Source organism: Streptomyces durocortorensis, from assembly GCF_031760065.1.
GTDB lineage: Bacteria > Actinomycetota > Actinomycetes > Streptomycetales > Streptomycetaceae > Streptomyces.
Genome location: NZ_CP134500.1, coordinates 6,481,540 through 6,506,453, shown reverse-complemented (window position 1 = coordinate 6,506,453; position 24,914 = coordinate 6,481,540). Strand labels below are relative to the sequence as shown.

Here is a 24,914-nt window from a genome sequence, read left to right as displayed (position 1 = left end):
TATCGGCGGTGATCGGCGCTACCGGGTCACCGTAACCGCGGGGTCCGACAACGGCCCGGCGACGGAGTCCTCGGCGGCCGCCGGGTCCTGCGCCTCAAGGTCGCGGGAGCGGCGTTTGGCGATCACCGCGCAGACCATCAGCTGCATCTGGTGGAAGAGCATCAGCGGCAGCACTGCCAGGCTCGCGTGCGCCCCGAACAGCACGCTCGCCATCGGCAGCCCGGCCGCCAGGCTCTTCTTCGACCCGGCGAACTGAATCGCGATCCGGTCCTCCCGGCCGAACCCGAGCCACCGCGCCCCGGACCAGGTCAGCGCGAGCATCAGCGCGAGCAGCACCGCCTCGGCGCCGAGCAGGGCGGCGAGGCGGGCCGGGGTGACCTGGTACCAGACGCCAGCCACCATCCCCTCGCTGAACGCGGTGTAGACGACGAGCAGGATCGAGCCGCGGTCCACCAGGCCGAGAACCTTCTTGTGCCGGACGAGGTACCCGCCGATCCAGCGGCGCAGCAGCTGTCCGGCGAGGAACGGGACGAGCAGCTGGAGCACGATCTTCAGCAGGGAGTCCGCCGAGAACCCGCCGGCGGCCGAGCCGAGCAGCAGGGCGGCCAGCAGCGGGGTCACGAGAATCCCGGCGAGGCTGGAGAAGGACCCAGCACAGATCGCGGCGGGCACGTTGCCACGGGCGATCGAGGTGAAGGCGATCGAGGACTGGATCGTGGAGGGCACCAGGCACAGGAAGAGGAAGCCCGCCTGGAGCTCCGGCGTCAGCACATACGGCACCAGCCCCTTGCTCGCCAGCCCCAGCAGCGGGAAAGCGACGAACGTGCAGGCCAGGACCGTGAGGTGGAGCCGCCAGTGCTTCAGCCCGGCGAGCGCCTCAGCCGTCGAGAGCCGCGCCCCGTACAGGAAGAACAGCAGGGCGACCGCGCCGGTGGAGGCGCCGCCCGCCACGTCCGCGGCGGTGCCCCGGGCGGGCAGCAGCGCCGCGGACACGACGGTGCCGATCAGCGCCAGGACGTACGCGTCGACGGGCAGCCAGGACGGCGGCTTCGGAAGGGGGCGGATCATGTGCTCGGGTGCTCCACGGGACGGTTCGTTCATCGGGCATCGGGCCATGCCGGGCCCCGGGAGCCCCGGCCGCACCGGGCTCGGGGAAGCCAGGCCGTACCGGGCAGAGGGAAGCCCAGCCGTACGAGGCTCCGGAATGCCCAGCCGTACCAGGCGCGGGAGACCCGGCCGTACCGGGCTACGGGATGCCCAGCCGCACCAGGCGCGTGACACCCGGCCGCGCCGGGCTCCGGAGAACCCGGCCGTACCGGCACCATCCTGCTCCTGACCAGGCGATCGGGAAACCCGTACACCGCTCTGACTGTCATCACCGTTCTCGATAACGTGGACTGATGGACGCCTCGTACGACCCCGCCCAGCTGCGTACCTTCCTCGCCGTCGCCCAGACGCTGAGCTTCACCCAGGCCGCCCGCAGGCTCGGGGTCCGCCAGTCCACGGTGAGCCAGCACGTGCGGCGGCTGGAGGAGGCGGCGGGGCGCCAGCTGTTCGCGCGGGACACCCACCGGGTCGATCTGACCGAGGACGGCGAGGCGATGCTCGGCTTCGCCCGGACGATCCTCGCGGCGCACGAGCGGGCCGCCGCGTTCTTCGCGGGCACCCGGCTGCGCGGGCGGCTGCGCTTCGGGGCCTCCGAGGACTTCGTACTGACGCGGCTCCCGGAGATCCTGGAGGCCTTCCGCCGCGAGCACCCGGACGTCGAGCTCCAGCTCACGGTGGAGCTGTCGGGGACCCTGCACCGGCAGCTCGCGGCGGGCCGCCTGGATCTCGTCCTGGCCAAGCGCCGCACCGACGACACGCACGGCGAGCTGGTGTGGCGGGACGCCCTGGACTGGATCGGCGCGCCGGGCCTGCGGCTCGATCCGGAGCGCCCGGTGCCGCTGGTCGTCTTCCCGCCGCCGGGGCTCACCCGGGCCCGCGCGCTGGAGGTGCTGGAGGAACACGGGCGGGCCTGGCGGATCGCGGTCACGAGTACGAGCCTGAGCGGTCTTGTGGCGGCTGCGCGGGCGGGCCTGGGGGTGATGGCGCACTCCCGGAGGCTGATTCCGCCTGGTCTGGTGCCGGTTCCGGCCAGGGCGGGGCTGCCCGAGCTGGGCGGTGTCGACTTCGTACTGCTGCACGGGAGTCGCGGGGGTCCGGCGCAGGAGGCGGCCGACGCGCTGGCGGCGGCGATCCTGGCGGGCGGGGACCGGCTGCACCGAGGGGGCGGCGGCCACGACGCCTCGTAGTGGGCCGCCTGGCACGGCCGTGACCGCGGCGGGCGGATTCGGTGGAGATTCCGGTGCGAGCCGCTTACTCATCCGGCAGAACCGGGCACTGTGTACGCCCGACCCTTGCCCATCTGGCCGGATTTCAACGGTTGACGGGACGGATGCACCGGTGCACGGAGCGTGTCGGGAGCCCTCCCGCCCAGCCCCTGCTTGGGGTAGCGTCGCGGCGCTGTGCGGAGCGCCACGAGGAGCAGGTCATTGCGTGAATTCACTGTCCCACCCATGGCAGCCGCGCCCCAGGTCGGCGGTCTGGCCGATGTGGTCTTCGACCACGCCGAGGACGATCCCCGGCGGGTCGCGCTCGGCCGCAAGGACGCGGGCGGACAGTGGCGGGATGTGACCTCGGAGGTATTCCGCGACGAGGTGCTGGCCCTGGCGAGGGGGCTGATCGCGCACGGCGTGCGCTTCGGCGACCGGGTCGCGCTGATGTCCCGTACGCGCTACGAGTGGACCCTCCTCGACTTCGCGCTCTGGACCGTCGGGGCCCAGTCGGTGCCGATCTATCCGACGTCCTCGGCCGAGCAGGTCCTGTGGATGCTGCACGACGCCGAGGTCGTGGCGGTGATGGTCGAGCACGAGGACCATGCGATGACCGTCGGTTCGGTGATCGACCGGCTGCCGCGTCTGAAGCGGCTGTGGCAGCTGGACGCCGGGGCGGTGGACGAGCTGGTCGCGGCGGGCGCGCAGGTCGACGACGAGGTGGTCCACCGGCACCGGCGCGCGGTGACTCCCGAGTCCGTGGCGACCGTCATCTACACCTCCGGGACGACCGGCCGCCCCAAGGGGTGTGTGATCACCCACGCGAGCTTCATGTTCGAGAGCGACACGATGGTCGGCCGCTGGGAGCCGGTGTTCCACTCCAAGCCGGGTGACGAGGCGGCCACGCTGCTCTTCCTGCCGCTGGCCCATGTCTTCGGCCGGATGGTGGAGATCGCGGCGGTCCGGGGCCGGGTCAAACTCGGCCATCAGCCGGAGCTGTCGGCGAACGCGCTGATGCCGGACCTGATGACGTTCCGGCCCACCTTCATCCTGGCCGTGCCGTACATCTTCGAGAAGGTCTTCAACGGGGCGCGGCGCAAGGCGGAGGCGGAGGGCCGGGCAGGCCCGTTCGACAAGGCCGTCGAGGTCGCGGTGAAGTACGCCGAGGCGCTGGAGCAGAAGGCGTTCGGGGACGGCCCCGGGCCCTCGGCGGGGCTGCGGATGCAGCACCAGTTCTTCGACAAGGTCGTCTACAAGAGGGTCCGCGATGCCATGGGCGGCCGGGTGCGGCACGCGATGTCGGGCGGCTCGGGCATGGACCGCCGGCTCGGACTGTTCTTCGCGGGCGCCGGGGTGAGCGTCTTCGAGGGGTACGGGCTGACCGAGTCGACCGCGGCGGCGACCGCGAACCCGCCCGAGCGCACCCGGTACGGCACGGTCGGGCAGCCCATTCCCGGGACCTCGGTGCACATCGCCGAGGACGGCGAGGTCTGGCTGCACGGGGCGAACGTGTTCTCCGGCTATCTGGGCAACCCCGAGGCCACCCGGGCCGTGCTGCGCGACGGCTGGCTGGCCACCGGCGACCTCGGTTCGCTGGACGAGGACGGCTATCTGAGGATCACCGGGCGGAAGAAGGAGATCCTGGTGACGTCCGGGGGCAAGAGCGTCTCCCCGGCCGGCCTGGAGGAGCGCGTACGGGCGCATCCGCTGGTCGCCCAGTGCATCGTCGTCGGCAACGACCGCCCGTACATCGCGGCGCTGGTCACCGTCGACCAGGAGTCCGTGGACCACTGGCTGTCCATGCAGGGCCGTGCCCCGCTCGCCCCCGCCGACCTGGTGCGCGACCCGGACCTGGAGATGGAGATCCGCCGGGCGGTGGTGGCGGCCAACACGGCGGTGTCGCAGGCGGAGTCGATCCGTACGTTCCGGATACTGGCCCACCAGTTCACCGAGGACCACGGGCTGCTGACGCCATCGCTGAAGCTGAAACGCAAGGCGATCGAGGCGGCGTACGCGGCGGAGGTGGACGCGCTCTACCACTGATGCGGCGCGGCCGGGTGCGGGAATGTCCGTGGCCGCCCGGGCGTTGTGGTGGGGAGTACCAATCGACGACGTTAGGATCGATCGCTCGTGAGCCAGGTCCCCTCCATCACCCTCAACAACGGCCTCGACATGCCGCAGCTCGGTTTCGGCGTCTGGCAGGTGCCGGACGACGAGGCGGAGAAGGCCGTGGCCACAGCCCTCAGGGCCGGGTACCGAAGCATCGACACCGCCGCGATCTACGAGAACGAGGCGGGCACCGGCAAGGCGGTCGCCACCTCCGGCATCGCCCGTGACGAGCTGTTCATCACCACCAAGCTGTGGAACTCCGAGCAGGGGTACGACAGCACGCTGCGCGCTTTCGACGCCTCGCTGGACAAGCTCGGCCTGGACTACGTCGACCTGTATCTGATCCACTGGCCGGTCCCTGCGAAGGACGCGTACACCGACACGTACAAGGCGTTCGAGAAGATCTACGCCGACGGCCGCGCCAAGGCCATCGGCGTGTCGAACTTCCGCCCCGAGCATCTGAAGCGACTGCTCGCGGAGACCTCCGTGGTTCCCGTCCTCAACCAGATCGAGCTGCACCCGCAGCTCCAGCAGGCCGAGTCCCGCGCCTTCCACGCGGAGCACGGCATCGCCACCGAGGCGTGGTCGCCGCTGGGCCAGGGCAAGGGCCTGCTGGAGGTGCCGACGGTCGTCGCCATCGCCCAGAAGCACGGCCGCACCCCCGCCCAGGCGGTGCTGCGCTGGCACCTCCAGACCGGCAACATCGTGATCCCGAAGTCGGTGACCCCGTCGCGGATCAAGGAGAACCTCGATGTGTTCGGCTTCGAGCTGGACGCCGATGACCTCGCCGCGTTCGCCGCGCTGGACGAGGGCAAGCGGCTCGGCCCGGACCCGGCGGAGTTCAACGTCGGCGCCTGAGCGTCGAAGCCCCCGGCGCCCCCACCGTGATACCGGTGGGGGCGCCGTCGTCGGTCAGGTCGATGTCCGAGCCGAAGCGCACACCGCAACCGGAGAGATACGGAACAACATGAGCAGCGAACCCGCGCCCGTCGTCGAGGCAGGCCCCTACCGCCTGCGCAACGTCGGCAGCGAACTGGTGCTGGAGGTCTACGGCGGGGCCAAGGGCAGTGGCGCCCGGGTCCAGCAGGGCAAGGACGACGGGACGGACGCGCAGGTGTGGCAGCTGTCCCCCGTCCACGAGGGCGCCGCCCTCTTCCACCTGGTCAACGCCCACAGCGGGAAGCGGCTGGACGTGGCGAACGCCGCCACGGAGAACGGCACCCGTATCCAGCAGTGGAAGGCCAACAACTTCGGCGCTCAGGAGTGGCTGATCGAGCAGCACGCGGAGGCCCCGGGGACAGTGACGCTGGTGAGCTTCATCAGCGGCCTCGTCATGGAGGTGGCGGACCGCTCGACGGAGGAAGGGGGGACGGTGCAGCAGTGGGAGGACACCGATTCCCCTTTCCAGTGGTGGAGGTTGGAGCCGGTGGCCTAGAAGGTCAGCAACCTTCCAGGGAGTCTCTCAGGCCTCGCGCCGCCCCAGGTGCACCGTGCGGGCGGTCAGCAGGTACACGTCGGGCCGGTGGTGGAGGCCCTGCGGGTCATCGGGGTCCAGCAGCCTTTCCAGTACGGCGTCGTCCTCGGCCGTGAGCAGTTCCCCGAACACCTCGCGCTCGCGGGCCATGCTCGCGACGGCATGGTCGCGAGCGGCGCGGGAGAGCGGGGCGGGCAGGTCGAGCAGGAAGCTTCGGGTGCCCTGCGGGGCGAGTCCGACGGCGGCGAGCAGCGCACTCCAGTCCTCGGTCTCCCTTTTCGTGTCGGGGAGTTCGGCGCGCATCCGGTCGAAGCGCTCGGCGGCCGCCGCCTCCATCCGGGCCTCCAGACCGGGCCGCCCGATGCCGATGTCGCGGGGCAGCCGCCGGGTGGGGAGCCCGCCCTCGACGAGCGCGACGGTCCCGCCGGGCGTCAGGAGCCCGGCGAAGGAGGCGAGGGCGGCGCGCTGGTCTCCCATGTGGTGCAGGGAGTTGCCCGCCCAGACCAGGTCGGCCTGACCCAACCGGTCGACGTCACGGGGCAGTTCGGCCTCCCTTGTGTCGAAGCGTTCGATCACGCCGAGGCGCCGGGCCCGGTTCCTCGCGCGCTCCAGGAGGGCGGGCGTCGCGTCGACGGCGACGACCTCCGCCTCGGGGAAGACGTCGGCCAGCAGGCAGGAGACGACTCCGGGGCCGCTGCCGATGTCCAGCACCCGGCGGACCTGCGGCGCGGTGGGCAGGGCGGCGATCCAGCGGGCCGCTTCCTCGTACTGCGTACTGCTCAGTTCGGCGTCCTGCTCCAGCAGCGGGCCCATGACGTCCCAATCGATGTCCGTGCCCGGATCAGCCCCGGACCCGGACCCGTGCGCGGGGGTGTGGGCGTGGGCGTGGGCGTGGGCGTGGGAATGAGGGTGGACAGCCGTGGCGGTGGGTGCGGGCGCTTCGTGGTGGCCGTGACCGGCGTTGCTGTTCATGGGACCAGGCTCCCCAGCGTGCGGCCGGTCGGCAAATCCTGTTGCCGTTTCAGCAACTCGCCCCCTTCCGCCTGCGGGACGTCTGGACCTCCACGGCCCGGCCGAGTTGTTCGCGACGGTGCTCGACGGTCACGACACGGCGGCGACGGACGGGGTGAAGCAGCCTCTGGGGCGGGAGCCGAAGATTCGGTCGGTGTCTGGCGCCGCTGGCGCCGGGCCCGTACGCCCGTCGGCCGACGCGGCGGGGTACGGGCCGAGGACACCGACTGAACGGTAGGCGGAGCACGCATATTGCCGCGCCGCCCATGGGCCCATAACTTGCCATTATGGAGCTGGAGTTGCGCCATCTGCGAACGGTCCGTGCCATAGCCGACACAGGCAGCCTCACCAAGGCCGCCGCCACCCTCGGGCTGGCCCAGCCCGCCCTCAGCGCCCAGCTGCGGCGGATCGAGAAGGCCCTGGGAGGCGCGCTCTTCGAGCGTGACCACACCGGTGCCCGCGCCACCCCGCTCGGCGAACTGGTGCTGGAACGGGCCCGGGTGGTGCTGCCCGCGGTGAGCGAACTCCAGGCGGAGGCCGTACGGTTCGCCAACGCCACGGGAGCGCTGGACCGGTTCCGGCTGGGCGGCACGCACGGTCCGCTGCTCGGCGGTCTGGTGGACCGGATGGCCGCCGCTCACCCGTCGACGCCCGTGTCGACGTACACCTCGTGGTCGGTGGCCGAGATCGCCTCGCTGGTGATCGACGGGCGGCTGGACTTCGCACTCATCGGGACGTGCGGCGAGAGCCCGCCGCCGCTGGCCGAGCGGCTCGCCTGGGAGGTCGTCGGGGTGGACCCGGTCTTCGTGATGCTGCCGGAGGACCACGCCCTGGCCGGACAGAGCGAACTGGAGCTGGCCGCACTGGCGGACGAGTGCTGGGCGGACGTACCGGGCGACGGCTGCTTCGCGGACTGTTTCGCCACGGCCTGCGCGCGGGCGGGCTTCACCCCGGTGTCGGTGTACGAGACGGACACCGCGTCCGTCGTCCACCTGGTCCAGGTGGGGCGGGCGATCGGGCTGTGCCGGGCGACGTTCCCGCCGGCCCCCGGGCTGGTCACCAGACCGCTGGCCGGCGCGCCGCTCAGCTGGCGCCATCTGGTGGGTTGGCACCCGCACTCCTCCGCCGCGGACGCCGCGGCGGCGACGGTGACCGGGGCGACCCGGTCGGCGTACGCGGAGGCGGTGTCGCGGAGCCCGAGCTACGCCCAGTGGCTCACGACGCACCCGCGGTTCGGCACGGTGGCCTGAGGCGGGGCCGGAGGGGGCTCCCTCGCCGGGCCGGCGTACACCCCCGGCACCCCAGACCGTCAGCCCACCCGGCCCATACGGCGCATGGAGCTCGTGCGACTCAGGCAGCTCATTCAGCTCATGCGGCTCATTCAGCTCCGTGGGACGGCGCGGCGGTCGACACCCTGGCGGCGAGCGTGAAGTCCTTCTCGGTGACCGCGCCGCCCGCGTCATGGGTGTGCACGGAGAGCGCCACCGTGTTGTAGCCCAGCGTCAGATCGGAGTGGTGGTTCAGCTCCTCCTGGATCTGCGCGATGTGGACGGTCAGCGCGGCGGCGGCGAAGTGGGAGGGCAGCCGGAAGGTCCGGGTCAGCAGGTCCCCTTCCAACGCCCAGCCGGGCAGGCCCTCCAGGCGGCGTTCGATCTCGTTCGGCGACAGCGGTTCGGCGGTCATGGAACGGCTCCCTGGTGTCTCGGTGGGCCGGCGGCAGGACGTACGCCCCGGCGGACCGGGGCCGACCGTTGCGGCCCCGGCACGCCGGTGACGTTACGGTCTCGGCATGACGACTGTCGTGCCCGACACGGGAGTGGGGCCACTACTGCGGGGCTGGCGGGAGCAGCGGCGCATCAGTCAGCTGGAGCTGGCGCTGCGCGCGGACTCCTCGGCCCGCCACATCTCGTTCATCGAGACGGGCCGCTCCCGGCCCAGCGAGGAAATGGTCCTGCGGCTGGCCGAGCAGCTGGACATCCCGGTCCGCGAACGCAACGCCCTTCTGGTGGTGGCCGGTTACGCACCCCGCTATACGCAGACACCGCTCGACGACCCCGCGATGGCGTCCTTGCGCGAGAGCCTGGAGCGGCTGCTGACCGCGTACGAGCCCTGTCCCGCGCTCGTCGTGAACGGCACGTACGGGGTGGTTGCGGCAAACCGGGGGATCGCTCTGCTGCTGGAGGGGGTGTCCGAGCGGCTGCTGACCCCTCCGGTGAACGCGATGCGGCTGACTCTCCATCCGGAGGGGCTCGCCCCGCGCATCGTGAATCTCCCGGAGTGGCGGGCGGACCTGCTGGCGCAGATGGACCGTCAGATCGCCCTCGCCCGCTCGCCCGAGCTGCGTGCGCTGTACGACGAGGTGGCCGCCTACCCGGTACCTTCGCGGACCGACCTGGCCGGCCGGACCGACCTGGCCGACCTGGCCGACGGGGACGCGCGAGCGGAGGGAGCGGACGGCCCGGGGAGGGACCGGCCGCCCGTGTTCGCGCTGCCGTTGCTGCTCGAACACAGGGGCCGGGTCCTGTCGTTCTTGTCGTCGATCGCGACGTTCAACACTCCGATGGACGTGACGGTGGCCGAGCTGGCCATCGAGACGTTTCTCCCCGCCGACCGGGAGACCGCCGCCCATCTGCGCGCCCACGTGCCGTCCTGACCCGCCCGGGGATCACGTCGGACGCGGGCCCCGTCGCCGAGCGGATCGCGTCAGACGCGGGCCCCGTTGTCGAGCGGATCGCGGCGGTCGGTGCCGCCGCGCCCGCGCACCGGTCCCTTGTTCCTCCCCTTCCCCTGCCCCTTTCCTGGTACGGGCGGCGGCGCCTTGGCGGTCCGCTCCAGTACGAGAGCCCCGGGTACGGCGGTGAAGACCGAGGACCAGGTGCCTACGCAGATGCCGATGAGCAGGGCGAGCGCGAAGTCGGCGAGCGAGTCGCCGCCCAGGACCGCGAGGGCGGCCAGGATGAACAGGGCTCCCATCCCGGTGTTCACCGTACGGGGGACGGTCTGGAGGACGGCCCGGCGGGCGACCGTGGCCACGGGTGACTTCCGGTCGGCCGCCCACAGCTCCCGTACCCGGTCGAACACCACCACCGAGTCGTTGACCGAGTAGCCGATCACGGTGAGCAGGGCCGCCAGGAAGATGCCGTCGACCGGCCGCCCCAGCCAGGCGAAGGCGCCCACCACGAGGATCACGTCGTGCGCCATGGCCCCGACCGTGGCCATGGCGAACGTCCAGCGGAACCGGGCCGCCAGATAGGCCAGTTGCACGAGCACCGCGACCCCCAGCGCGATCAGCGCGTTGCGCCGCAGTTCGTCGCCGAGGCTCGGGCCGATGAGCTCGTCCCGTACCTTCGCGGTCTCGCCGCCCTCCGCCGCGAGGGCGGCCCGCAGCGCCTGCTCTCCGTCGTTGTCGAGCTTTCCGGTGCGTACGGAGAGGTCTCCGTCGCCCGCGGTGGTGACCTCTGCGTCGCCGAAGCCCGCCCCTGCGATCGCGTCGCGGGCCGTCTCCACGTCGACCGGGCGGCTGGTGGAGTACTCGACCAGCCGGCCTCCGGTGAACTCGACGCCCAGATCGACCCCGCGCACCACGATTCCGGCCACCGCGACGGCGACCAGGGCCGCCGCGACGACGAGCCAGCGGACCGGCTTGCGGAAGAGCTGCGGGTCCTTGCGGGCCAGCCAGGCCCGTACGCTGCCGGGGCGGGCGATTCCGTTGACGCCCCGGCAGTCGCTGACGAAGCGGGAGTTCGCGGCGATCTCGGTGAGCGCGCGGGCGATGACCAGCGCCGAGAACATCGAGGCGAGGACCCCGATGGCGAGGGTGACCCCGAAGCCCCTGACCGGTCCGGAGCCCAGGAAGAACAACAGCGCGGCGGCGATCAAGGTGGTGGCGTTGGAGTCGGCGACCGCGCTCCACGCCTTGCGGAACCCGGTGGTCAGGGCGGAGCGCAGGGAACGTTTCGGCTGCGCGGCGCACTCCTCTCTGGCCCGTTCGAAGACCAGGACGTTCGCGTCGACCGCCATCCCGATCGCCAGGACGAATCCGGCGAGCCCGGGGAGGGTGAGCGTGACACCGAGGGCGACGAGGGTGGCGTAGGAGATCACCCCGTACGCGCCCAGCGCCACGGCCGCGAGGGCGCCGAAGAGCCGGTAGACGAGGGTGACGAAGAGCGCGGTGGCGGCCGCTCCGATGAGGGCCGCCTGCGCACTCGCCTCGATGGCCGCCGCGCCGAGCGTCGGACCGACGGTCCGCTGTTCGACGATCTCCACGGGTACGGGCAGGGCGCCACCCTTGATGAGCAGCGCCAGGTCACGCGCCTCGTCCGCGCTGAACGAGCCGGTGATCCGAGTGGCGCCGGACGGCAGACCGGCCCGGCAGCCGACCGAGGGGTCGACCTGCGGTGAGGAGATGACCATCTCGTCGAGGACGATGGCGACCCTCCGCCGCTCGTCCCCGGCCGGGTGGCAGGCGGCCTCTCCGGTCAGCCGGGTCCAGTCCCGCCCCGCGTCCTTGCGGAATTCGAGCGACACGCTCCAGCCCGCGCCGCGCTGAGCGTCGAACGAGGCGGTGGCGTCCTCGACACCCGCACCGGAGAGCCGGGCGGGACCGAGGGTGAGCGGGCGGCCCTGCTCGTCGGGAAGCGTCAGCCGTTCGGGGTCCGGGGCCGCGTCGGGGCCGGGGGTGGCATCGGGGTCCGGGCCTCCTTCCTCGGGGCCCTCCACGGCGTGGAAGGTGAGCTGGGCCGTCCGGCCGAGTACCTCGGCGGCCTGGCGCGGGTCCTGGACATCGGGCAGCTCGACGATGATCCGATCCTCGCCGGAACGGGTCAGGGTCGGTTCGGCGACACCCAGCGAGTCGATGCGCTGCCGCAGGACCTCCAGGGTGCGGTCGGTGGTCTCCCGGTCCGCCTCGACGGTGGCGGTGCCCCGGGCCTGGAGCACCATACGGGTGCCGCCCTGGAGGTCGAGGCCGAGTCTGGGCGACATGGTGAGGGTGATGAAGACGGAGACGAGCAGAACGGCGGCAGCCAGAACCGCCCGCACCGTGGTGGCGCGAGTCATGGAAATCCTCCGGTGGGGCGCCGGGCGCCCTCGCCTCAGTGAGGAAGCGGCGCCGGATCGGCAGAGCGGGACGGATGACCGGTCGTGGAACCGGTGGTCCGGCCCGGAGGTCCCCGCACACCGGGAAGCTCGCCCGGGCGGGTGCGGGGCGCACCGAAGGAGGCCGCGGCGACCTGCCGCAGGCCGTCGCCGGGCCCGGCCGGGCCCGGCTGACTGGGTGGCAGGGCGTCGTACGGGGGCGGGGGCGCGTGGCTGAGGAGATAGGCCCGGCCGCCACCCGCGCGGGGGGTCTGTGCCGGGTCGGCAGCGGCGAGAGGGTGCTCGTGTCCCGCCTCGGACACGGCAAGCTCACCGCTCGCACCGACGTAGTACGGGACGGCACCGGGCACGGCCTGGGCCGGAGCCGCCGTGGTCGTGGTGGTGGTCGTGGTCGTACGCTCGGTGCCCTGGCTGAGGTGCGGTCCTGCGCCGGGGGGTCGCGGGGCGGGGACGGTGGTGCCGACAGCGGTGGGGACGCCGGCCACGGCGGCACGCGCGGTGGCAGAACTGGCGGTCGCGGTTCCGACGGTCGCGGTTCCGGCCGTGGCAGCACCCACGTCGGCCGCTCCGGCCGAAGTTCCGGCGCCTGCCGTTCCGGCCGGGGCGGCACCCACCGTGGCAGTTCCGGCGGTGGAAGTTCCGCCCGTCGCGGCACCCGTCGCAACGGTGGGCACGGGGGCGGCACCGTTCGCGGTGGACGCGCCGGCGACCACCGCGAGCACCCCGAGGAGCAGCGCCGCCAGCGCGCACCGGGCGCGGGTCACCGGGCCGTGCCGTCGCGGCGGGAACGCGTTTCTCCGGGGCGGCTCCGGATGCCGGGTCACCGTGCCCGGCCGGGGTGCTCGGGCGAGGCCGACCGGTGGCGGAGCACGGAGCCGAGGATCCGCCCGGCACCGCGGACGACCGTGGTCGACGGGTCGTCGGCCAGGCGCACGCGGACGCCGAGACGGTGCGCGAGGCGGTCGGTGACATCGGGGCGCAGCGCTCCGCCGCCCGCGAGCACGGGGCCCCGGCGCAGGGCGCCACGGATGGCGCCGTGCCGGTCCTGCCGCCACATGGACGTGATCATGTCGAGCACAGTACGGACAAGGACGGCGGGCAGCGTCGCCGGGGCGAGGCCGCGGAGGTCGACGAGGCCGTGCTCCGCCTGCCGGGCGTCGGCGACCAGACCGTTCATCAGGAGCGTGACCTCGGTCAGCTCGGCGCCCATGTCGACGACGAGGAGCGGCCCGACCTCCCTGGGCCCGGCGAACGCGGCGGCGGCGCGGGCGCTGCTGAGGACCACGACGTGCCGCGTCCCGAGCCGGGCGAGCAGGGCACGCGCGGCGTTGCGGTGTTCGGCCCCGGCGAGGACGGGGTGGCTGAGCACGATCACGCTGTCGCTGCGGTCGGGGCCCAGGGCCGCGTCGGCGATCCGGCCGAGCATCCGCCCGCAGGATTCGGGGTCGACGATGCGCCCGCGCCGGACCGGCCGCTCGACATCCCCGTAACCCCCGTCACTCCCGCAATCGCCGTAATCCCCGTACGGACGCGTGTCGAGGACCAGGCCGCGGCCGGGAACCCAGGCCCGGGGGCGGGAGCTGCCGAGGTCCAGGGCCAGTCCCCGGGCGGCGGGGTGCCTGCCGACAGGGCCACGGTGCTCGTGGGGTTCAAGGTGCGGCCGGAGCCCTCCGCCTACGCGCGCGGCGCCGAACGCCCCGGTGCCGCTCCCGTCACAGAGCGGCCCGGGACCCTCTCCCCGTGCACCAGCGCCCGGACGGCGCGACGCCCCGTGCCCCTCGCGCGGGGACTCGGACGCGGTCGCGGCCGGTCCGGCTCCGCGGACGGCGCGAGGCCCGCGGCCCTCGCCGCCGCCCCCGGCCGACGGGGAGACGGAGCGACCCGGTCGCTGCCCGTCGTACACAGAACGCACCGCCCCTCACCCCCGGTCGGCCACCTCAGCCTCCCACGCCTCCGTCGGCCCGCTGATAGTGAGGCACGACCGAGCCCTCACTATGCAATACCGGTTACTGGAACGCCACTTCCTCACCGTTTCGCAGGCACGCCTGCGCAGGTACCCCGGTCGGCGATCAGCTCCGGGGGGGCGACGTCAGGCGCCATCCCGGACCAGGGCGTGGCCGCCGCCGTCCACCAGCTCGGTTCCCAAGGACGTACGGCTGTGCCGTACGGAGGCCCCTCGTCGTTCCGTGGCGACGAGACCCGCCGCGCGCAGGGCGGCGGCGTGGCGGCTGGCGGCCGTAGTGGAGATACGCAGGCGCGCCGCGAGGGTGGTGGTGCTGTGTCCGGTGGCGAGGGAGCGCAGCACCGCGGCTCGCGTGGCGCCGAGCAGTTCGTCGAGGGCGGGTCCCCCCGGGATGCGGGTGGGCGACTCCGGGATCCACAGCGGCCCGCGCGCCACGGGGTAGACCAGCACCGGCGGCAGCTCATGGAGGGCGAGCGTGATGGGGTGGTCGTGGCAGAAGAAGCTGGGAATGATCGTCAAGCCGCGTCCCTCCAGATGGAGTTCACGCTCGATGGAGTAGTCGACTTCGAGTACGGGCGGTCTCCAGCGGGATGTGGGGCCGAGATTGGCCAGAAGTCTCTCGCTGCCGTGATCGAGTATGTCGCGTGCCCGGTGGCGGCGGTCCCGGCCGACACAGGCCGCCGAGGCGGCTGCGTGCGGAGCCACCGCGAGGTCGTAGTAGCGGTGCAGCCCCGCGCCGAGCCGGCGCAGGGCATGCGTTCTGCCCGCGGCGATCTCGTCGAGCCAGGTGGACGGCCGGGACCGGCCGGCGGCGAGTCGGGCGATGTCGGCGCGCAGCCGGTCACGGCCGGTGGAGAGCACCCGGTCGATGCCCGCTCCCGCCCCGGATTCGGCTTCCGGTCCGGCAGTGGGCGTGAGGAAGTCCGGGAAGTAGGAGGTGCGCGGTGCCAGGGCGGTGAGCATCCGGGCCTCGGACACCAGGCCCGCGGCGGTCAGCGCGCTGCGGGTGCGTCGGCACCACGGGGCGAAGAAGGGGTTCGGGCGGCTCAGTTGATGCAGGCTCAGAACGGTTTCCCACAGGGCGTCCGGCTGGTGGGCCAAGCGGATCCGTCCGAGGTCCTGGGCAGTGAAGTGGATGCGAAGCACATCTCCCCCGATGCGATGCCGCTGCTGTTGGCAAGGTGTTCGGCGGCCGATCGGAACTCAACGCGGCTCGCCGGGTCCAGATGCTAGGTGTCGGAGTTCGCCGCGAGTAGCACGGGAATCAGCCTGATGCCCGGGGATTGCGGCAATCCGGGACAGCTTCCGCTCGGCGCCGCGCGGCGGGCAACGTAATCCACGCCCATCGCCCGGCGCTGCGCCCGGGGCGCATGGGGCGCACGACCAGAAGTTCCGAGTTCCACGAAAGCAGTACGACAGCAGCACGTCAGCACGACAGCGAAGACAGTTCCGCGACATGTTCCACGTCCAGAAGGGACACGATTCCTGTGCGTACGAGAACCAAGCTGGCGGTCACTCTTTCCGCGAGCGCCATGGCCGTCTTCGGACTGGCCGGTCCGACCTCCGCCTCGACCTCGCTCGACAGCACGATCGCCACCCAGGCGGAACAGGCCGGTCTCAACCAGAGCGAGGTCGCCGATCTGCAGAAGCAGATCGACAAGCAGATGGCCATCACCCCGGGCGGCAAGCAGATCGGCGTCAACCAGGTGTCCTGGCGTGACGGCAAGGCGATCATGACGTTCCCGCTGCCGGGCGAGAAGCAGGCCCGGGCCGTAGGCGAGTCCGTGGGGACGCTCGGTACGGCGAACTGCAGCTACCTCTGGACGTGTCTCTACGAACACAGCAACTTCGACGGCCGTCGGCTGACCTGGTCGGACTGCACGTTCCACGACCTCTCCACCTGGGGCTTCAACGACAAGACGTCTTCCTGGCACAACAACCAGTCCAGAGGCACCGTGACCAGGGTGTACAACTGGACCGGCTCGTGGACCGAGCTCTGGGCCTCCTCCGCCCCGGCGCAGAGCTCTTACGTCGGTAGCTCCAACAACGACAAGGCCGACGGCATCCGGGTCTGCTGACTTCCAGCCCGGGCCGCCTGCGGGACCGGCCCGGTCGCCCCCTACACCGTGCCCGGCGCGTCCTTTGCCGCGGCCTCCCCGGGGAACGGCGCGTCCGCCCGGTCGGCCCCCGCGAAACCCTCGGCGTGGACCGGCACCTGGGGGCCCGAGATCTCGTGCAGCCAGCGGGCCAGCACCCGGTGCACCGCTTCCGCTCCCACCAGCCCGCCGCCCGGTGGGGCGGGGTGCCCCTCGGCGGTCTCGGCGGCGACGATGTCGAGGGGGTCGGTCATGCCGCGCGGCCAGAGCAGGAACGGCCGGGATTGCTCGCCGCCGAGGCCGCCGTGCGAACCGATCTGTTCCTCGAAGGCGTGCACGGTGCCGGTGGCGGGGTCGTACATGGAGTTGACCATGACGTCCGCGACGTGCGGGAAGGTGTCCGTGCGGCGTACGGCGGCGGCCGCGCCGGTGCCGAAGTCCGCCAACGGGCCCTCGCCGTCCCGAAGTTCGGAGACCGGGACCTCGGCACAGCCCGGCCCGAGCACCAGGGAGCCGTGCTCCTCGCTGCGGACGAGGAGGAAGCCGATCCCCGGGTGGTTGGCGAGCGTGGAGAGCAGCGCCGGGTGGCGGCGGTCGATCTGTTCGCGGGAGGCGCGGCCCCCGATGTCGGGGAAGGAGAGCAGGCCGAGGTTGCCGGAGGCCAGCACGATCGGGTCGGAGTGTCTGGCCGGGTGCTCCGCCTCCGGTTCCAGCTCCTCGGGCGGGCGGTGCAGGGCGATCCGTACCGCGTCGCGCGCCTCGGAGGCGCTGTGCGTGCCGCGGGCGCGGCGCGGCACGGGCAGTCCGCAGCCGGCCCGGACGAGGTCCTTGAGCGTGAGTCCGTACTTCCCGGCGAAGGTCTCGCCGGGGCTCTGGCCGTGGTCGGAGAGGAGCACGATCCGGTAGCTGCGCGGGGTGTGGTCGGCGATCTTGGCGATCAGCGCGAGGGAGCGGTCGAGGCGTTCGAGGACCTTCTCCGCGTCGCGGCTGTACGGTCCGGAGTGGTGGGCGACCTCGTCGTAGGCGACGAGGTCGGCGTAGACGGCGGTGCGTCCGGCGAACATGTCGCCGAGCACGGCGGCGACGACCACATCTCGCTCCACGACGGTGGCGAAGGCACGGATGAAGGGGTAGAGGCCGCCGCGCTTGACCCGTGGGGTGATCTTCAGGGCGCGGGCCCGGGTCGACTGGCCGATCTCGCGGGCGACCTCGGCGACGAAGGAGAGGGCGGTACGGGTGGCGTTGGCCGGGTCGGAGAAGTAGGCGAAGTATCCGGCGCGGGAGCCGCGGCCCTTGCCGCGCCGGGCGGCCATCGAGAGCACCAGGGCGAGCTGTCCGGCACCGCCGCTGAAGAGGTTGCCCCGGCTCGCGCCGTCGACGGTGAGCAGGCCGCCGTCGCGGGTGTGCGCGATGGCGCGGCGCTGCATTTCGAGGGCGCTCGCGGGGCGGCTGGAGACCATGACCGTTCGGGTCTCCTTCTCGTACCAGCGGAAGGCGGGCACGTCGTGGTTGCTGCCGTGCAGGATGGCGAGCTGGCTGGCGCCGGTCTGGCTGGACCAGTCGGTGCGCCAGGGGGTGAGGCGGTGTCCGGCGGAGTCGGCGAGCCAGTGGGCGACCGTCGGCATGAGCCCGTCGGCGGCGGCCTTGACCAGGACGTCGTGACCGACGCCGTCGAGCTGGAGGAAGACGGTGCCGGGCGGGCCGTCGCGGCCGTGGTCGGCCGGGGAGGGGCGGCCGCGTCTGCGTCGGCGGTCGGCGAGGCGGGAGAGCCGGCGGCGGTAGGCCTCGTCGTCGCGGACGGCGAGGGCGGTGGAGGTGGCGGAGGCGACGGCGGACATGACGGCGGCGACGACGACCGCGGTCTCCGGGGCGGCGTCCCCGCGCCCGTCCGGGATCAGGCGCAGCGCGACCAGCAGCAGGGAACCGTTGAGGAAGAAGACGAGCGCGCCGAGGACGAGCGCGGGCACGATGAGCAGGGCCCGGACGAGGACGGGCCAGACCAGGGCGGAGAGCAGACCGAAGGCGCCCGCGCCCCAGGCGGCGGTGAACGCGGTCCTGGTGATGGTGTCGCCGTCGTCGGACTGGAGCCGGAAGTCGGGCAGGATGCCGGCGAGCGCGAGCATGGTGAGGGTGGACACCGCCCAGACCACGGTGACCCGCATCAGGGCTCTGCCCGCCGTACGCCACTTCCCGTCACCCACGCCGGTCCACCTCGTGCCCTCTCAGCCGCGGGCCCGGCCGTCAAGGGCCCGTTCTCCAGCTTTTCACAGCGCCGACCCCGGTCGGCGGCTTCCGGTCGGCGGCGCAACCGCACGGGGGGCGCATAGGCTCGTACGGGCAGCGCTCCCCCGCACGGGCGGCGCGGGCCGGACCGGGACACGGGGTCGCCGGGGTCGAGCAAGGAGGCGGACGTGCCGGTGGAGGTCACCTGGTGGGGTCATGCCACCTGCACGATCGAGGATTCGGGGGTGCGGGTACTGACCGACCCCCTGTTCGTGCGGCGCTTCGCGCATCTGCGCCGCCGCCGGGGCGAGGTGCCGCCGCCGCAGGCCGCGGTCGCCGAGGTGGTGCTGGTCTCGCATCTGCACTCCGACCACCTCCATCTGCCCTCGCTGGCCCGGGTGGCTCCCGGCACCCGGCTGATCGTGCCGAGCGGCGCGGTGGCGGCCGTGCCGGGTCTGCGGGTGCTGCGGCGGGTGCGGCGGCTGCATGTGACCGAGGTGCGGGCGGGCGAGGAGGTGCGGGTCGGCGAGGTGCGGGTGCGGGCGGTTCCGGCGGCGCACGACGGGCGGCGGCTGCCGGTCGGCCCACGCCGGGTGCCCGCGCTGGGCTATGTCGTCGAGGGCGAGGCGCGGACGTACTTCGCCGGGGACACCGGGCTGTTCGACGGGATGGCGGAGGCGGTGGGCGCGGTGGACGTGGCGCTGCTGCCGGTGGGCGGCTGGGGCCCCTACCTCGGGCAGGGCCATCTCGACCCGGCCCGGGCCGCCGAGGCGCTGACCCGGCTGGGGCCGCGGTCGGCGGTGCCGGTGCACTACGGCACGTACTGGCCGATCGGCCTGGACGGGGTGCGGCCGCACGAGTTCCACGCCCCGGGCGAGGAGTTCGTCCGGCACGCGGCGAAGCGCGCGCCGGAGGTGACGGTGCACCTGCTGGGGCACGGTGAACGGGTGCGGCCGGAGGCCGGCCGGTGATCGACGAGATCCAGACAGTGGCGCGGGAGCTGCCGCCGGAGTCGACACAGCAGGCGGTCGGCTACCCGACACTGTTCCTCCTGGTGGCACTGGGGTCCCTGGTGCCGGTGGTGCCGACGGGGGCACTGGTGAGTTCGGCGGCTGTGGTGGCGCTCCACCAGACGTCCCCGTTCGCGCTGCTCTTCGTGTTCGTGGTGGCCTCGGCGGCCGCGTTCCTGGGGGACGTCTGCCTGTACTGGCTGGGGCAGCGCGGGGTGCGGTCGAAGAACGGTTCGCGGTGGCTGGAGGCGATCACGCGGCGGGCCGCGCCGGAGCGGCTGGCCCAGGCCCAGGCGAAGCTGGACGAGCGCGGCGGGACGGTGCTGGTCCTGTCCCGGCTGATGCCGGCCGGCCGGATTCCGGTGATGCTGGCGTGCCTGCTGGGCAGGATGCCGCTGCGGCGGTTCGCCCGGGGCGATGTTCCGGCGTGTCTGGCCTGGGCGGCGACGTACCAGCTGATCGGCATCCTGGGCGGTTCGCTGTTTCCCGAGCCGTGGCAGGGGGTGGTGGCGGCGGTGGCCCTGACGCTGCTGATCAGCGGTGCTCCGGCGGTGTGGCGCAGGCTGCGGGCGCGGCTCGGCGACGGGACGGGAGGCGCGGCGGCCTGAGCGGGGAGGGCGCTCGGGTCAGCGCAGTGCGCCGAGGGCCGTTGCAAAGGCGCGCAGTGCCCGCGCCACGTGCGGGAGTTCCAGGGGCGCCGCTGAGGTGAGGGACTCCATCTGCTGCTGGGGGGTGGCTCCCAGCAGAGGGCCGGTGCCCAGCCGTACGCGCAGGGCGCCCAGTTCGTCGCCGAAGCGGTGGCCGCCCGGGGTCGGCGCGCCGAGGCGTTCGGTCAGGTACTCCTCCAGCTCCATGGAGTCGGTGACGCCGAGGTCGGCCAGCCGGGAGCGCAGGGGACCCAGGTCGGCGTAGAGGTGGCGGCCCGCCTGCGGGGGGCGGGCGAGCGCGCCGGAGGCGAGGACCGCGCGGTGGGCGGCTGCGGCGACCTCGGCCTGGAGGGCGGCGGCCCTCGCGATCCGTTCCCGTACGGACTCCGGCTCGCCGAGGGCGTGGGCGGCTGCGTGTGCGAGCGGTCCGGCGACGAGGGCGCCGAGCGCGGTGAGGATGTCGAGGGTACGGGCGTGGCGCACGGCGGCCTTCGCGGTGTCCGGGAAACGGGCGACGGCGACCGGCCAGGCGGCGGGTGTGAGGGCCCCGGACAGGTCGGTGAGCACGGTGACGTCGTCGGGGCACATCTCGGCGGGGCTGAGCAGGACGGTGTCGCGGGGCCGGTGCACGGTGTCGCGCCAGGTCTCGTCGCTGATGATGTGCAGCCCCTCGCCGACGGCGGCCTCGCAGGCCTCGCGGACCAGTTCGGGCGGGGCGACGGTGGCGGTGGGGTCGTCGACGACGGACAGGAGCAGCAGCTTGGGCCTGCCGCCCTCGGCGCGTACCCGGCGGACGGTCTCCAGCAGGGCGTACGGATCGGGGACGCCGCCGCACTCGGCGGGGGTCGGCACGTGGTAGGCGGGCTGCCCGAGCAGCCGGGCCTGGGGCGTCCAGGTGGCCGGGCACGGGCGCGGCATGAGGACGTCACCGCCGTGTGCGCCGATCAGGGCCAGGAGCAGCGGCTGGGCTCCGGGGGCGGCGGCGATGCCGCCGACCGTCCCGTGCAGCCCGCGCCGGTCCCAGTAGCCCCGGGCCGCCTCCCGCAGCGCCGTCCCGCCGCCGGGAGGCTCGGCGCGGGTCCGCGTGGAGGCGGCGGCGAGGTGGGCGGCCAGCTCGGGAAGCACGGGCAGCCCGGGCTCGGGCGCGGACGGCCCGTACCGAACGGGGCCGTGGTCCTCGTGCGGGGGGCGGGGCCTCCCCCGGGCATCACCGGGCCCGCCGGGCGTGCGTTCCCCGTGCGGGGGGCGGGGGGTATCCCCGGGGCCGCCGGTGTCCTCGGTGCCGTTCATCCGTATCCGGCCCTCCTCCGCCACTCGCCCGTCATTAGCCGCTCGCCCGCCACACGCCTGCCACTCGCCGCGCGTGTCCGCCGCCCGTCGCGCGCGTCCCGCCGCCCGTCCCTGCCGCTCGCCCGGAGACAGCGGGGCCCGTGGCCTCTGGGCCCTTTGTGCCTCTGGGCCCTTTATACGGAGGTTCCGGGCCTGCCGCCCGCTCAAATCGGGCAGCCGTGCGGGAGGGGGGCCGGTCCGTGGGCCGTTGCGCCGGTCGGCGGAGTCGCGCGCTGCGGGTCTCAGCGCGCCTGCTGGTTCAGGGCAGCCGGGCCGGGTATTCGCTGAGCCATGCCGACACCGAGAACCTCACCCACCGCCGCCCCTGCCACTGCCCGGTTGCGGCACTGGCTCCAGGGGCAGGACCTGGCCGTGTTCCGGAGCGTCGCGGACCGGCACTGGCCGGGCGCCGATCCGCTGCTGCCCCGGCTGAGCCGGAGCGCCAACCACGGGCTGCTGTGGTTCGGGGCGGCTGCCGGGATCGCCGCTCTCGGCAGCAGTGCACGGTCCCGGCGGGCCGCGCTGCGCGGGGTCGCGTCCCTCGCCGTGGCCTCGGCGGCGATCAACACCGTCGCCAAGGGCGCGGTGCGCCGCGAGCGGCCGATAGTCGATCTGGTGCCGATCGTGCGACAGCTCAAGCGGCAGCCGGTCACCACGTCCTTCCCCTCCGGCCATGCCGCGTCGGCCGCCGCGTTCGCCACCGGTGTGACCCTGGAGTCCCGGGGCTGGGGTGCGGTCGTGGCCCCGGTCGCGATGGCTGTGGCGGCCTCCCGCGTCTACACGGGGGTCCACTACCCGAGCGATGTCCTGGCGGGGGCGGCACTCGGCATAGGAGCCGCGTTCGCCCTGCGCGGGGTGGTCCCGACGCGGGGCCAGCTGCCCGCCCCCGGCCGTCCGCCCGGCGAGGCCCCGGCACTGCCCGGCGGGAAGGGCCTCGTGGTCGTGGTGAACCGGGAGTCGGGCACCGCTACCGCGACCGCGTCGCTCGTCCGCGAGGCGCTGCCCGCCGCGGAGGTCGTGGAGGTCGCTCCCGACGAGCTGTCGACGGCCCTGGACGAGGCGGCGGGCCGGGGTCGGGCGCTCGGGATCTGCGGGGGCGACGGCACGGTGAACCTGGCGGCCTCGGTAGCGGCGACGCACGGCATCCCGCTCGCCGTCCTCCCCGGCGGGACGCTCAACCACTTCGCCTACGACCTCGGCATCGAGACCGTCCAGGACACCGCGGCCGCCCTCACGGCGGGCGATGCGATCCGGGTGGACCTGGGCCGCTTCCGGCCGGGGCCGAAGGGGGAAGACGGCGCGGACGGCTACTTCCTCAACGCCTTCTCCCTGGGCGTCTATCCGGACCTGGTGCGCACCAGGGAGCGCTGGTCGCCCCGGATCGGCGGCTGGCCGGCGGGCGTGCTCGCGGCGCTGCACGTACTGCGCGGGCAGCGACCACTGGAGGCCGAACTCCAGGGCCGCCGAAGGCCGTTGTGGCTGCTGTTCGTCGGCAACGGGCTGTTCCAGCGGGTGGGCCCCGCCCCGGGCCGCCGCCACAACCTGGCGGACGGGCTGCTGGACGTACGGGTGGTGCACGGCGGCCGGGGCCCCGCGCTGCGGCTGCTCGCCGCGGCGGTGGCGGGACCACTGACCCGCTCCCCCGCCCATGCGGCGGTACGTCGGCGGCGGGTGCGGATCGCCGGTCTGGCGCCGGGGACTCCGTACGCGTACGACGGTGAAGTAGCTCACTCCGGAACGGAGTTGACGATCGACAAGCTGCCGGAGGCGCTGACCGTCTACTGCCCGATGCCGATCTGAGCCCCCGGACGAGCGAGTCCATATAGCAAGACGCATATCTCACTATTCGGCATCGCCGCGTACGGTGGTGGCTGTCGCCGCACCCGTCGGCGCGAGGTTTTCGGGAGAGGACTCACCGTCATGCCGAAGGAGACCGCCGTGTACACGCACGGCCACCACGAGTCGGTCCTGCGCTCGCACCGCTGGCGGACCGCCGCCAACTCGGCGGCGTATCTGCTCGGTGAACTCCGCCCGGGCCTGGCCGTGCTGGACGTCGGCTGCGGCCCCGGGACCATCACCGCCGACCTGGCCGCCCTGGTCGCGCCGGGCCGCGTGACGGCGGTCGACACCGGTACGGCCATCCTCGACCAGGCCGCCGGAGTCGCAGCCGAACGGGGCCTGGCCAACGTCGAGTTCGCGGTGGCCGACGTCCACGCCCTGGATTTCCCCGACGACTCCTTCGACGTGGTCCACGCCCATCAGGTGCTCCAGCACGTGGGCGACCCGGTCCAGGCGCTGCGCGAGATGCGGCGCGTCTGCCGGCCCGGCGGCGTGGTCGCGGCACGCGACAGCGACTACGCGGCGATGACCTGGTTCCCTGAGGGGCCCGGCCTGACCGAATGGCTGGACGTATACGGACGGGTGGCCCGCGCCAACGGCGGCGAGCCCGACGCCGGACGCAGGCTCCTCTCCTGGGCGCGGCAGGCCGGGTTCACCGACATCACCCCGACAGCGGCCGCCTGGTGCTTCGCCACCCCGGAGAGCCGCGCCTGGTGGAGCAGGCTGTGGGCGGACCGTACGACGGACTCGGTCTACGCCGAACTGGCGGTGCGGGGCGGCCATGCGAGCGCCGAGCAGCTCACGGCCATCGCTGCGGCGTGGCGCGCCTGGGGCGAGGAGGGCGACGGCTGGTTCATGGTCCCGCACGGCGAGGTGCTGTGCCGGGCGTGAGGGCCCGGCGCGGAGCCGGGTGCGACGCCCCGGGGCGGCCGGGAGCCCGCGCTCCACGAGAGCGCGGGCTTCGCCGTTCCCCCGGCAGTCGGAGTCCGGCAGGGCAGAATCGATCACGCTCCCACCGGCCGCCAACTACCCTCGTGGTCATGGAGATCCTCGGAACCACGCTGCGTATCTGCGTCGACGACCTGGAGGCCGCGGTGGCCTTCTACGAGGGGCTGACGGGCACCCCGGCCCTGCGCTTCGAGCGCGGCGGGGTGTCGGTCGCCGCGATCGGCTGCTTCCTCCTGATGAGCGGGCCCGAATCGGAGCTGGAGGTGCTGCGCAAGGTGGGCGCGACCATCGCCGTGAAGGACGTCGACGAGGCGAGCGCGGCGCTGACCCGGGCGGGCGCGCGGATCATCGCGGGCCCGGTGCCGACCCCGGCCGGCCGCAACCTCATCGCGCTGCACCCGGACGGCTCGGTCTTCGAGTACGTGGACCGCAACGTCACGGCCTGACCCGGCCCTCACGGGAGCATGCCTGCCGTCACTTGCCCCGGCGGCGGAAGAGGTAGCCGCCGCAGACCCCGCCGATCAGGAACATGGCCAGCAGGGCGAACCAGAGGGGCATGGTCACCTCGGGGATCAGCACGCGGATGGTGACCTTCTTCGTGTTCACGCAGATGAACACGATGACGAGCACGACCAGCACGGAGACCGCGATGCGCCCGGGGGTGAACCATCCCGCGACGCGCCCCCTGCCGTTCGATACGTCCTTGGGGCTCATGGTCCGGCCCTTCCGCTCGCCCTGCGCCGTTCGGCCCGCCGCCCATCGCGCACACGGCCGCCCCCGGAGCCCCAGCATGCCTGTCCGCCGGGTCCGGGGGACGGTCCTGTACCGCCGTTCGGGTGAACGGCGGTACAGC

At 73.4% G+C, this 24,914-nt stretch carries 22 protein-coding genes; 12 read left to right on the top strand and 10 right to left on the bottom strand.

Going from position 1 to position 24,914, the window contains the following annotated elements; all coding sequences use genetic code 11:
* Positions 1-18: 18 nt before the first annotated feature.
* Entirely contained in the window at positions 19-1,068 is a 1,050-nt protein-coding gene (locus RI138_RS28745) for a bile acid:sodium symporter family protein (RefSeq protein ID WP_311122213.1), read from the bottom strand.
* 332 nt (positions 1,069-1,400) lie between these two features.
* Between RI138_RS28745 and RI138_RS28740 the strand changes: the two genes are divergently transcribed.
* The 4 genes from RI138_RS28740 (at position 1,401) to RI138_RS28725 (ending at position 5,859) form a co-directional block, all read left to right on the top strand.
* A complete protein-coding gene (locus RI138_RS28740) occupies positions 1,401-2,294 on the top strand; it encodes a LysR family transcriptional regulator (RefSeq protein WP_311122212.1) in 894 nt (297 codons plus the stop codon).
* A 264-nt stretch (positions 2,295-2,558) separates the two neighbouring features.
* Positions 2,559-4,358 (top strand): AMP-dependent synthetase/ligase, encoded by a 1,800-nt coding sequence (locus tag RI138_RS28735; RefSeq protein ID WP_311122211.1) that lies wholly within the window; start codon positions 2,559-2,561, stop codon positions 4,356-4,358.
* An 87-nt stretch (positions 4,359-4,445) separates the two neighbouring features.
* A complete protein-coding gene (locus RI138_RS28730) occupies positions 4,446-5,282 on the top strand; it encodes an aldo/keto reductase (protein WP_096628278.1) in 837 nt (278 codons plus the stop codon).
* 109 nt (positions 5,283-5,391) lie between these two features.
* Positions 5,392-5,859 carry an RICIN domain-containing protein gene (locus RI138_RS28725; protein ID WP_096628280.1) on the top strand — a complete coding sequence of 156 codons (468 nt, stop codon included), beginning with the start codon at positions 5,392-5,394 and terminating at the stop codon, positions 5,857-5,859.
* Between the two features lie 27 nt (positions 5,860-5,886).
* On the opposite strand, the gene RI138_RS28720 is transcribed toward RI138_RS28725, so the two are convergent.
* Positions 5,887-6,870 carry a class I SAM-dependent methyltransferase gene (locus tag RI138_RS28720; protein ID WP_311122210.1) on the bottom strand — a complete coding sequence of 328 codons (984 nt, stop codon included), beginning with the start codon at positions 6,868-6,870 and terminating at the stop codon, positions 5,887-5,889.
* Between the two features lie 326 nt (positions 6,871-7,196).
* Between RI138_RS28720 and RI138_RS28715 the strand changes: the two genes are divergently transcribed.
* Positions 7,197-8,159: a LysR family transcriptional regulator gene (locus RI138_RS28715; protein WP_096628283.1), complete on the top strand. Its 963-nt coding sequence runs from the start codon at positions 7,197-7,199 to the stop codon at positions 8,157-8,159.
* 127 nt (positions 8,160-8,286) lie between these two features.
* Here the strand turns inward: RI138_RS28715 and RI138_RS28710 are convergent, their stop codons facing one another.
* Positions 8,287-8,592 carry a 4a-hydroxytetrahydrobiopterin dehydratase gene (locus RI138_RS28710; RefSeq protein WP_311122209.1) on the bottom strand — a complete coding sequence of 102 codons (306 nt, stop codon included), beginning with the start codon at positions 8,590-8,592 and terminating at the stop codon, positions 8,287-8,289.
* Between the two features lie 106 nt (positions 8,593-8,698).
* Here RI138_RS28710 and RI138_RS28705 point away from each other — a divergent pair, with 106 nt between their 5' ends.
* Positions 8,699-9,562, top strand: a complete 864-nt coding sequence (locus tag RI138_RS28705; protein ID WP_311122208.1) for a helix-turn-helix domain-containing protein — start codon at positions 8,699-8,701, stop codon at positions 9,560-9,562.
* Positions 9,563-9,612: 50 nt separating this feature from the next.
* On the opposite strand, the gene secD is transcribed toward RI138_RS28705, so the two are convergent.
* The 4 genes from secD to RI138_RS28685 form a co-directional block, all read right to left on the bottom strand.
* Complete coding sequence (gene secD / locus RI138_RS28700; protein ID WP_311122207.1) at positions 9,613-11,967, bottom strand: protein translocase subunit SecD; 2,355 nt, start codon at positions 11,965-11,967, stop codon at positions 9,613-9,615.
* Positions 11,968-12,002: 35 nt separating this feature from the next.
* The gene (locus RI138_RS28695; protein ID WP_311122206.1) at positions 12,003-12,770 is read right to left on the bottom strand and encodes a hypothetical protein; all 768 of its coding nucleotides are present in this window, start codon (positions 12,768-12,770) and stop codon (positions 12,003-12,005) included.
* Between the two features lie 56 nt (positions 12,771-12,826).
* Positions 12,827-13,600 carry a rod shape-determining protein gene (locus tag RI138_RS28690; RefSeq protein WP_398864377.1) on the bottom strand — a complete coding sequence of 258 codons (774 nt, stop codon included), beginning with the start codon at positions 13,598-13,600 and terminating at the stop codon, positions 12,827-12,829.
* 495 nt (positions 13,601-14,095) lie between these two features.
* Positions 14,096-15,070, bottom strand: a complete 975-nt coding sequence (locus RI138_RS28685) for an ArsR/SmtB family transcription factor (protein WP_311122205.1) — start codon at positions 15,068-15,070, stop codon at positions 14,096-14,098.
* 386 nt (positions 15,071-15,456) lie between these two features.
* Between RI138_RS28685 and RI138_RS28680 the strand changes: the two genes are divergently transcribed.
* The gene (locus RI138_RS28680) at positions 15,457-16,047 is read left to right on the top strand and encodes a peptidase inhibitor family I36 protein (protein WP_311122204.1); all 591 of its coding nucleotides are present in this window, start codon (positions 15,457-15,459) and stop codon (positions 16,045-16,047) included.
* 41 nt (positions 16,048-16,088) lie between these two features.
* On the opposite strand, the gene RI138_RS28675 is transcribed toward RI138_RS28680, so the two are convergent.
* Positions 16,089-18,266, bottom strand: coding sequence for a phage holin family protein (locus RI138_RS28675; protein ID WP_311122203.1), 2,178 nt, complete (start codon positions 18,264-18,266; stop codon positions 16,089-16,091).
* Between the two features lie 210 nt (positions 18,267-18,476).
* Between RI138_RS28675 and RI138_RS28670 the strand changes: the two genes are divergently transcribed.
* Complete coding sequence (locus tag RI138_RS28670) at positions 18,477-19,259, top strand: MBL fold metallo-hydrolase (protein WP_179500161.1); 783 nt, start codon at positions 18,477-18,479, stop codon at positions 19,257-19,259.
* Positions 19,256-19,906, top strand: a complete 651-nt coding sequence (locus tag RI138_RS28665) for a DedA family protein (protein WP_311122202.1) — start codon at positions 19,256-19,258, stop codon at positions 19,904-19,906. The genes RI138_RS28670 and RI138_RS28665 overlap by 4 nt, the downstream gene beginning before the upstream one ends.
* 18 nt (positions 19,907-19,924) lie before the next feature.
* On the opposite strand, the gene RI138_RS28660 is transcribed toward RI138_RS28665, so the two are convergent.
* The gene (locus RI138_RS28660; protein WP_311122201.1) at positions 19,925-21,235 is read right to left on the bottom strand and encodes an aminotransferase class I/II-fold pyridoxal phosphate-dependent enzyme; all 1,311 of its coding nucleotides are present in this window, start codon (positions 21,233-21,235) and stop codon (positions 19,925-19,927) included.
* 330 nt (positions 21,236-21,565) lie between these two features.
* Between RI138_RS28660 and RI138_RS28655 the strand changes: the two genes are divergently transcribed.
* The 3 genes from RI138_RS28655 (at position 21,566) to RI138_RS28645 (ending at position 24,507) form a co-directional block, all read left to right on the top strand.
* On the top strand, positions 21,566-23,074 hold the full coding sequence (locus tag RI138_RS28655; RefSeq protein ID WP_311122200.1) for a bifunctional phosphatase PAP2/diacylglycerol kinase family protein: 1,509 nt from the start codon (positions 21,566-21,568) through the stop codon (positions 23,072-23,074).
* Positions 23,075-23,194: 120 nt separating this feature from the next.
* A complete protein-coding gene (locus RI138_RS28650) occupies positions 23,195-24,004 on the top strand; it encodes a methyltransferase domain-containing protein (protein WP_311122199.1) in 810 nt (269 codons plus the stop codon).
* A gap of 149 nt (positions 24,005-24,153) precedes the next feature.
* Positions 24,154-24,507 (top strand): VOC family protein, encoded by a 354-nt coding sequence (locus tag RI138_RS28645; protein WP_311122198.1) that lies wholly within the window; start codon positions 24,154-24,156, stop codon positions 24,505-24,507.
* 28 nt (positions 24,508-24,535) lie between these two features.
* Here the strand turns inward: RI138_RS28645 and RI138_RS28640 are convergent, their stop codons facing one another.
* The gene (locus RI138_RS28640; protein WP_096628298.1) at positions 24,536-24,775 is read right to left on the bottom strand and encodes a LapA family protein; all 240 of its coding nucleotides are present in this window, start codon (positions 24,773-24,775) and stop codon (positions 24,536-24,538) included.
* Positions 24,776-24,914: the final 139 nt, after the last annotated feature.